This is a genomic window from Mesorhizobium sp. M5C.F.Ca.IN.020.32.2.1 (assembly GCF_004023105.1).
Lineage (GTDB): Bacteria > Pseudomonadota > Alphaproteobacteria > Rhizobiales > Rhizobiaceae > Mesorhizobium > Mesorhizobium wenxiniae.
In genome coordinates, this window is sequence record NZ_RZSX01000540.1 from 1 (window position 1) to 4,479 (window position 4,479).

Below are 4,479 nucleotides of genomic sequence, written 5' to 3' on the forward strand. Positions count from 1 at the left end.
GGCCAAGGACACGGGCATCGGCGCGAAAGACCACGTGCTGGAAATCGGTTGCGGCTGGGGCGGCTTTGCCGAATTCGCCGCACGCGAGATCGGCTGCCGCGTCACCGGGCTGACGATCAGCCGCGAGCAGCATGATTTCGCCAGAGAACGCGTCCATAAGGCTGGACTTGCCGACAAGATCGACATCAAGCTGCAGGACTACCGCGACGAAACCGGATCCTACGACCGCATCGCCTCGATCGAGATGTTCGAGGCGTCGGCGAAAAATACTGGCCTGTGTTTTTCCGCGAGATGAAGGATTGCCTGCGGCCTGGCGGCACCGCCGGCCTGCAGATCATCACCATCAACGAAAAGCCTACGACACCTATCGCGCCCGGCCGGATTTCATCCAGCGTTACGTCTTTCCCGGCGGCATGCTGCCGACGTCGTCGATCCTGAAACCGCCCGGCAAAGACCATGGACTTGCTCATCTGGGCGAGCGCATTTTCCCGGACGACTATGCCGGCACACTCGCCGAATGGCGCCACCGCTTCTGGGCGTCCTGGGAAAAGATCGTCCCGCTCGGTTTCGACCGCTTCTAGCAGCTCTGAGAATTTTACCTGCACTACTGCGAAGCCGGCTTCCGCGCCAGCTAGATCGATGTCCGGCAGGTGGTTTACACGGCTTAGGGTTTTCTCCTGTTCGACATATCAGACTTCAACGACGTGCCAGCCTTCAACAGCGCGTGCCAAGTCCTGCCCGAAGCAAGCGAGTCCATCAGGAACAGATGACGTGAATGAATGTGCGGGGCGGAGACATCAGCTCCTGTCGTCGCCTTGGGTGATCAGCCGCGCGCTGCGCTGACCGGTCACGTAGATCCATAGCCAGCTCAGCGAAACCGCAAGCCGGTTACGGAAGCCGATCAGGAAATAGATGTGCGCGAGGCCCCACAGCCACCAGGCCAGCCGGCCGGTGAGCTTGATCCAGCCGAAATCGATCGCGGCAGCGCGCTTACCGATCGTCGCCAGATCGCCGTCATGCTTGTAGCGGAAAGGGCGCGGGCTTGCGTCGCCGGCCAGCCGGGCCTTGATCGTCGCGGCGACATGCCGGCCCTGCTGCTTGGCGGCGGGTGCTACGCCGGGCACCATGCGGCCATCTGGCCGCAGGACGTGTGCGGCGTCGCCGACGACGAAAATCTCCGGGCTGCCCGGCACGGTCAGACCGGGCTCGACCAGCACCCTGCCCGCAGGGTCCGCTGCCGCCCCCAGCCATTCGGCGGCCGGCGAAGCGGCGACGCCTGCTGCCCACAGGATAGTCCTGGCCGGCAGCTGCGTGTCGCCGAAGACGACACCCTCGGCGTCGCAGCGTGTAACGGGCCGACCGAGTTCGACCGTCACCCCGAGCCGCTCGAGCGCCTTGCTGGCATAGTCGGAAAGTTCCGGCGCGAAATTGGGAAGGATGCGGTCACCGGCCTCAATCAGCACCACGCGCGTCAGCCGCGTATCGAAGTTGCGGAACTCGCCGCGCAGCATGTCGTGCGCCAGTTCAACAATGGTCCCGGCCAGTTCCACGCCGGTCGGTCCGCCACCAACGATCGCCAGCGTCAACAGCGCTTGGCGCTTGGCGGGATCGGTCTCCCGCTCGGCCTGCTCGAAGGTGAGCAGAATGCGCCGCCGAATGGTGGTGGCGTCCTCCAGCGTCTTCAGCCCCGGTGCGAAAGGCTCCCATTCGTCATGGCCGAAATAGGCGTGGCGGGCGCCGGTGGCCAGCAGCAGCGTATCGTAGGCGACCGCGCCGCCATCATCGAACAGCACGCGTTTGCCGATGCGGTCGACGCCGGCGACGGTGGCGAGCAGCGTCGTCACGTCCTTGCGCTTGCGCAGGAGATGGCGGATTGGCCAGGCGACTTCCGAGGTCGCCAGCGCTGTGGTCGCCACCTGGTAGAGCAGCGGCTGGAAGAGATGATGGTTGCGCTTGTCTATCATGGTGATGCGCACCGGCGCACCGTCAAGCGCGCGGGTAAATTCGAGCCCCCCAAAGCCCGCCCCGACGACGACGACATGGTGACTGGATTCCTTCATCTCATTCACTCCGGGAGAGCAGGTTGGCCGGGAGAGCAGGCTAGCCGGGAGAGCAGGCTTGAGACCAATTTCGCCAAGGCTGATGTAGATACTTTTGTGCACCGCAACAACATCCGACTTGCTGACTGCCCGCCGTAAGATGTCGCGAATGTACATGCTCTATCCTGCCGCCGAGTATAATTTCATTGAAAACTGACGACAGGAGTGGAGTTTGAATAGGGATCATGACGACTGTCCGGGTCAATATTCCTCGCCGCCTTGCTTCATGCATGAGCTCGACCCGGAATCCCGGACGCCCCTATCCGATTGGACCGACGTGAAACGATGGCGCAAGGCCGAGCGCGAGCGGCTGATTGCGGCGCGCCTCGCTATCTCGGCTGACGCGCGGGCGGCAATGTCGCAGCGCATCGGCGAAAGCCTCGACACGTTGATCGGCGACATCGCCGGCCGCATGGTCAGCCTCTACTGGCCGTTCCGGGGCGAGCCGGATCTGCGCCCATGGATGGCTTCCGTCAATGAGCGCGGCGGCCGGACCGCACTGCCTGTTGTCGTCGAGAAAGGCCAGCCTCTTGTCTTTCGCGCTTACGCACCGGGCGACCGGCTGGAGAAGGGCGTCTGGAACATTCCGATCCCTGCTGAAGGCGACCCGGTGCTGCCCGAGGTCGTCATTTCACCGATCGTCGGCATCGATCCGAGACAGTACCGGCTGGGCTATGGCGGTGGCTTCTTCGACCGCACACTGGCGGCGATGCCGTTCAAGCCGCTGGTCATCGGTGTCGGCTACGAACTGCAGCGCATCGCTACCATCTACCCGCAGCCGCATGACATCCCGATGGACCGGGTGGTGACGGAGGCGTTCAAGGCCTAGGCCAGTTCCGGCTTCATCCCCACCGCCGTCCGGTCGACGATCTCGCGCAAGGCGAAGGATGAATTGATCTTCGTCACATGCGGCATCGCCGACAGCCATTCCTTATGGATGCGCTCATAGTCGACGAGGTCTTTTGCCGCGATGCGCAAGATATAATCGTATTCGCCCGACATCAGGTGGCAGGACAGGACATTCGGGCAGCGCTTTATCGCCGCCTCGAAATCCGACAGCGTCTTCTCGAATTGCCCCGACAGCGATATATGCACGATCGCCGTCATCTGGTGGCCAAGAGCGGCATTGGAAAGCCGGGCGTGATAGCCGCGGATGGTTCCGGATTTCTCCAGGTTGGCCAGTCGCCGCGAGCAGGCCGACTGCGACAGGCCGACTTTCTCGGCAAGCGCCGCGTTGGGTATCCGCCCATCCTTCTGCAACGTTTCGAGAATGGCGATATCGATCCTGTCGAGCGGCATTTTCCGGGATTCCTGCGACAATCCAGCTATTTTGCGCAACGATTATCGAGCCGTGCCCTTCTGCGCAAGCGCATTCGCAAACACTTACGGGACGATTCGTGGTTCACTATCTCTAAACAGGGAACATGCCTCAAAAGGGCCGGATCAGGAGGAGAAGAAGATGCGCGTCGGCTGCCCCCGGGAAATCAAGAACCACGAATACCGCGTCGGCCTGACGCCGGGCTCGGTCCGCGAATATGTCGCGCATGGCCACGACGTGCTGGTCGAGAGCGGCGCCGGCGCCGGCATCGGCGCCGACGACAACGCCTATCGCGCAGCCGGCGCCACCATCGCCAAGACGGCCGCCGACGTGTTTGCCAAGTCCGACATGATCGTCAAGGTCAAGGAGCCGCAACCCGACGAATGGGTTCAGCTCCGTGACGGCCAGATCCTCTACACCTATCTCCATCTCGCGCCGGATCCGGAGCAGACCAAGGGCCTGCTGGCCTCGGGCGTGACCGCCATCGCCTACGAGACCGTCACCGACGACCGCGGCGGCCTGCCGCTGCTTGCGCCGATGTCGGAAGTCGCCGGCCGCCTGTCGATCCAGGCCGGCGCCACCGCGCTGCAGAAGGCCAATGGCGGTCGCGGCGTGCTGCTCGGCGGCGTGCCCGGCGTGCTGCCCGGCAAGGTCACTGTGCTCGGCGGCGGCGTCGTCGGTCTGCATGCCGCCCGGATGGCGGTCGGCCTTGGCGCCGACGTCACCATCATCGACCGCTCGATCCCGCGCCTGCGCCAGCTCGACGACATCTTCGGCGGCCGCGTCCACACCCGCTACTCGACTGTCGAGGCGCTGGAAGAGGAATGTTTTTCGGCCGACATCGTCGTCGGCGCCGTGCTGATTCCAGGTGCCGCCGCGCCGAAGCTCGTTTCCCGCGAGATGCTGTCGGGCATGAAGAAAGGTTCGGTGCTGGTCGACGTCGCCATCGACCAGGGCGGCTGCTTCGAGACCTCGCACGCCACAACTCATGCCGTGCCGACCTATGAGGTCGACGGCGTCATTCACTATTGCGTCGCCAATATGCCGGGTGCAGTGCCGGTC

Annotated in this window: 4 protein-coding genes and 1 pseudogene; 3 read left to right on the forward strand and 2 right to left on the reverse strand. The window is 63.8% G+C overall.

All coding sequences use genetic code 11. The annotated features are described in order from the left end of the window. Window positions 1-635, forward strand: a pseudogene (locus tag EOA86_RS23770) (cyclopropane-fatty-acyl-phospholipid synthase family protein); the annotation flags it as partial. Between the two features lie 162 nt (window positions 636-797). Here the strand turns inward: EOA86_RS23770 and EOA86_RS23775 are convergent. Next, window positions 798-2,060 (reverse strand): NAD(P)/FAD-dependent oxidoreductase, encoded by a 1,263-nt coding sequence (locus EOA86_RS23775; protein WP_127212651.1) that lies wholly within the window; start codon window positions 2,058-2,060, stop codon window positions 798-800. 265 nt (window positions 2,061-2,325) lie between these two features. Here EOA86_RS23775 and EOA86_RS23780 point away from each other — a divergent pair, with 265 nt between their 5' ends. Then, a complete protein-coding gene (locus EOA86_RS23780; RefSeq protein ID WP_128343895.1) occupies window positions 2,326-2,928 on the forward strand; it encodes a 5-formyltetrahydrofolate cyclo-ligase in 603 nt (200 codons plus the stop codon). On the opposite strand, the gene EOA86_RS23785 is transcribed toward EOA86_RS23780, so the two are convergent. Beyond that, entirely contained in the window at window positions 2,925-3,398 is a 474-nt protein-coding gene (locus EOA86_RS23785) for an Lrp/AsnC family transcriptional regulator (protein WP_128343897.1), read from the reverse strand. The two genes, EOA86_RS23780 and EOA86_RS23785, sit on opposite strands and share 4 nt — an antisense overlap. Before the next feature lie 160 nt (window positions 3,399-3,558). Between EOA86_RS23785 and ald the strand changes: the two genes are divergently transcribed. Beyond that, window positions 3,559-4,479: alanine dehydrogenase (ald, locus tag EOA86_RS23790; protein ID WP_128343899.1), on the forward strand; the 921-nt coding region annotated here is incomplete at its 3' end.

What these genes read in the sequence shown, in the direction of transcription:
- EOA86_RS23775 (WP_127212651.1), bottom strand. Translation starts at nt 2,060, where the DNA reads ATGAAGGAATCCAGTCACCATGTCGTCGTCGTCGGGGCGGGCTTTGGG.
- EOA86_RS23780 (WP_128343895.1), top strand. Translation starts at nt 2,326, where the DNA reads ATGCATGAGCTCGACCCGGAATCCCGGACGCCCCTATCCGATTGGACC.
- EOA86_RS23785 (WP_128343897.1), bottom strand. Translation starts at nt 3,398, where the DNA reads ATGCCGCTCGACAGGATCGATATCGCCATTCTCGAAACGTTGCAGAAG.